Here is a 3637-nt window from a genome sequence, read left to right as displayed (position 1 = left end):
GATGAACCCCCTGGACAACGCCCAGATGACTTCGCAGATCGCGCAGATCAACACGGTGACCGGCATCCAGCAACTGAACCAGACCATGCAGAGCATGGCTTCGCAGTTCAACTCGCTGCAAGTCATGCAGGGCACAGCCCTGGTGGGCCGCAATGTGCTGACCGAGGGCTCCAGCCTGGCGGTGGCGGACAAGACCGGCAAGGGCGGCTTCGAGCTGGGCTCGGCCGCCACCAACGTGAAGATCGAGGTCACAACCGCAGGCGGGCAGGTGGTGGACACCATCGACCTGGGTGCCAAGGCAGCGGGCCGCCACACCTTCGACTGGGACGCCAGCCAGTACACCGGCTCCACCGATGCACTCCAGTTCCGCGTGACGGCCGTCAACGGCTCCACCAAGCTGGACTCCACCCCGTTGAGCCTGTCCAAGGTCACCGCCGCAGGTGCCGAAGACGGACAGCTGGTGCTGAGCCTGTCCAACGGCAAAACCATCAACTACAGCCAGATCAAGGCCTTGGTGTAACACCAGCCTGCTTCGTATCGCGTCAACAGGAGAACACCATGAGTTTTCAGCAAGGCCTGTCCGGCTTGAACGCCGCCAGCAAGAACCTCGATGTCATCGGGAACAACATTGCCAACTCCAACACCGTCGGGTTCAAGGCCTCGCGGGCCGAGTTTGCCGAGATGGTGGCCTCTGCCATCGGCTCGGCAGGGGGCTCCAATGCAGGCATCGGCGTGGAAGTGGGCGCCGTGGCGCAGCAATTCACCCAGGGCAACCTGACCATCACCGGCAACAGCCTGGACGTGGCCATCAATGGCAATGGGTTCTTCACCCTCACGCTGCCCGATGGCACCGCCGCCTACACCCGCTCCGGCAACTTCAAGCTGGACAAGGAAGGCAACATGATCACCAACGACAACGCGTCGGTGATGGGCTACCCGGTAGACCCGGTGACGGGTCTGCGCACCGGCACCGACCCCATCCCCATGGTGTTCCCGACCGCCGAGCCGATTCCCGCCAAGCAGACCACCACGATCACGGCGGCCTTCAACCTGGACGCCCGCGCCACCGACGCGGCGGGCAACCCCGCAGCCACGCCCCCCATCCCGGCCACGCCGCGCGCCACCTATGGCACGTCGATCAACGTGTTCGACAGCCAGGGCGTGGCCAAACCGGTGAGCCTGTACTTTCAGAAAACCGCCACCGCCAACACCTGGGACGTATACGACGCCCTGGACGACCCCACCGCTGTGCCGCCCGTGGTGGCCACGCCCATCGGCCAGATCACGTTTGACAACAACGGCGCCATCACCGGCCCGGTGGCCACACCACCCGCCACCGGTTTTTCGCTGCCACTCACCGTCAACCCCACGCCGCCCAACCCCAACAACCTGCCTGCGTACACCGTGGAAGTGAGCCTGGACAAGGTGACCCAGTTCGGCACCAAGTTCGCGGTGTCCAACCTGAGCCAGGACGGCTACACCTCGGGCGAGCTGACCGGCATCAACATCGAGAACAACGGGATGATCATGACCCGTTACTCGAACGGCGTGACGCGTGCCGAGGGCCAGCTCGCACTGTCGAGCTTCCGCAACACGCAGGGCCTGGCATCGGTGGGCAGCAACAACTGGGTGGCCACGTTCGAGTCGGGCCAGCCCGTGGTCGGCACGGCCACCGACGGCAGCTTTGGTTCGCTGCGCTCGGGCGCCCTGGAGGACTCCAACGTGGACCTCACCGCCGAGCTGGTGAACATGATGACCGCCCAGCGCGCCTACCAGGCCAACGCACAGACCATCAAGACGCAAGACCAGGTGATGTCCACCCTGGTGAACCTGCGCTGATCGGCTGACCGCCCCCTACTGAACCCGCCCAGGACCCCGGAGAGCTCCCATGGACCGCATCATCTACACCTCGATGACAGGCGCCAACGCCGCTGCCCACCGGCAGGCGGTGCTGTCCAACAACCTCGCCAACGTGTCCACCGGCGGGTTCCGCGCCGAGATGTCCACCTTCCGCTCGGTGCCGCTGCAAGGCGACGGCGCCAAGACGCGCGTGTTTGCGCTGGAGTCCACCTCGGGCTACGTCAACACCCCCGGCCCTGTACAACGCACCGGCCGCAACCTCGACGCCATGGCGGCCGGCAACGCCTGGTTTGCAGTGCAGGGACTGGATGGCACCGAGGCCTACACCCGTGCGGGCAGCTTTGAGGTGTCGGCCACGGGCCAGCTGCTCACCCCCACCGGCCTGCCCGTGTTGTCCGATGGCGGAGCGCCCATCGACGTGCCGCCCGGTGCCGATGTGTCGCTCGGGTCGGACGGTACCGTGACCTCCAAGATCCCGGGCCAGCCCGCCCAGGCCATTGGCCGCCTCAAGCTGGGCACTCCCACGCCGGAAGACCCGCTCAAGCGCGGCGACGACGGGCTGTTTCGCACCACGTCGGGCGACCCCATGCCCAACGACGCCAACGCGCGCATGCTGTCGGGCGCGCTGGAAGGCTCGAACGTGAACCCGGTCGAATGCATGGTCGGGATGATCGCTGCATCGCGCCAGTTCGAGCAGCAGATGAAGCTGCTGCAGACCGCCCAAACCAACGACAAGACCGCCAGCCAGCTGCTGAGCATGAACGGCTGATGCCGCTGCCACCCCCAGCACGCACCCGCCATAAGGAAGCACCATGATCAACTCCCTCTGGATCGCCAAGACCGGCATGTCTGCCCAGCAGACCCAGCTCGACGTCATCTCGCACAACCTGGCCAACGTCTCCACCACGGGCTACAAGCGCAACAACGCGGTGTTCGAAGACCTGATCTACCAGAACCTGCGCCAGGTGGGTGCCAACACCACCGAACAAAACCAGCTGCCCACCGGCCTGCACCTGGGCCTGGGCGTGCGCACGGTGGCCACCAGCCGCAACTTCATGCAGGGCAGCCTGCAGGAGTCCAAGAACAACCTGGATGTCGCCATCAACGGCAACGGCTTCTTTGAAGTGACCATGCCCGATGGCACCGTGGGCTACACCCGCGACGGCTCCTTCCAGGTCGATGCCCAGGGCCGCATGGTCACGTCCAGCGGACTTCCCGTGGTCAATGGCATCACCATTCCGGCCAACGCCACCAGCGTCAGCATCAGTGCCGAAGGCGCCGTGGCAGTCACCGTGCCGGGCAACACACAGCCGCAGACCGTGGGCAACCTGGCCATGGCCAGCTTCATCAACCCGGCCGGCCTGGAGCCCATCGGGCAGAACCTGTTCAAGGAATCCGCTGCGTCCGGCCAGCCCCAGCAAGGCACCCCCGGCACGAACGGCCTGGGCATCATCAAGCAAGGGTTTCTGGAAGCCTCCAACGTCAACGTGGTGGAAGAGCTGGTCACCATGATCCAGACCCAACGCGCCTACGAGATGAATTCCAAGGCCATCCAGACCTCGGACCAGATGCTGGCCAAGCTGGCCCAGCTGTGACCTCCCTTGTGACCTCTCTTTCGCCCGCGCTTTCGCCCAGGACCTCCGCCATGCGCACTTTCACACGCTCCCTTCGCCTGCTGCAGGCACTTGGCTCGCTACGCGCGGGCGTTCCCGCCCTGGGCGCAGCGCTGCTGTGCGCTGGTTGTGCCACCCTGTCGCCACCCCCTCCGGTGGACATC

4 protein-coding genes are annotated in these 3637 nt (G+C 65.5%); all 4 read left to right on the top strand.

The annotated features are described in order from the left end of the window. The coding region (locus DBR23_RS10005) for a flagellar hook assembly protein FlgD (protein WP_108498139.1) at window positions 1–520 on the top strand (520 nt) is incomplete at its 5' end. A gap of 38 nt (window positions 521–558) precedes the next feature. Further along, window positions 559–1839, top strand: coding sequence for a flagellar hook protein FlgE (gene flgE, locus DBR23_RS10000; protein ID WP_108498138.1), 1281 nt, complete (start codon window positions 559–561; stop codon window positions 1837–1839). Window positions 1840–1888: 49 nt separating this feature from the next. Then, window positions 1889–2629 carry a flagellar basal-body rod protein FlgF gene (gene flgF, locus DBR23_RS09995; protein WP_108498137.1) on the top strand — a complete coding sequence of 247 codons (741 nt, stop codon included), beginning with the start codon at window positions 1889–1891 and terminating at the stop codon, window positions 2627–2629. Between the two features lie 43 nt (window positions 2630–2672). Continuing rightward, window positions 2673–3455: a flagellar basal-body rod protein FlgG gene (gene flgG / locus DBR23_RS09990; protein WP_056648212.1), complete on the top strand. Its 783-nt coding sequence runs from the start codon at window positions 2673–2675 to the stop codon at window positions 3453–3455. Window positions 3456–3637: the final 182 nt, after the last annotated feature.

Origin of the sequence: Acidovorax sp. HMWF018 (genome assembly GCF_003061035.1) — a bacterium.
GTDB lineage: Bacteria > Pseudomonadota > Gammaproteobacteria > Burkholderiales > Burkholderiaceae_C > Acidovorax > Acidovorax delafieldii.
Note: the sequence above shows the minus strand (reverse complement) of the source record. Positions and strands in the feature narration are given on the sequence as shown.

Excerpts from the sequence above, each read along its gene's own strand:
- flgE (WP_108498138.1), top strand. The coding sequence starts at position 559 with ATGAGTTTTCAGCAAGGCCTGTCCGGCTTGAACGCCGCCAGCAAGAAC.
- flgG (WP_056648212.1), top strand. The coding sequence starts at position 2,673 with ATGATCAACTCCCTCTGGATCGCCAAGACCGGCATGTCTGCCCAGCAG.
- flgF (WP_108498137.1), top strand. The coding sequence starts at position 1,889 with ATGGACCGCATCATCTACACCTCGATGACAGGCGCCAACGCCGCTGCC.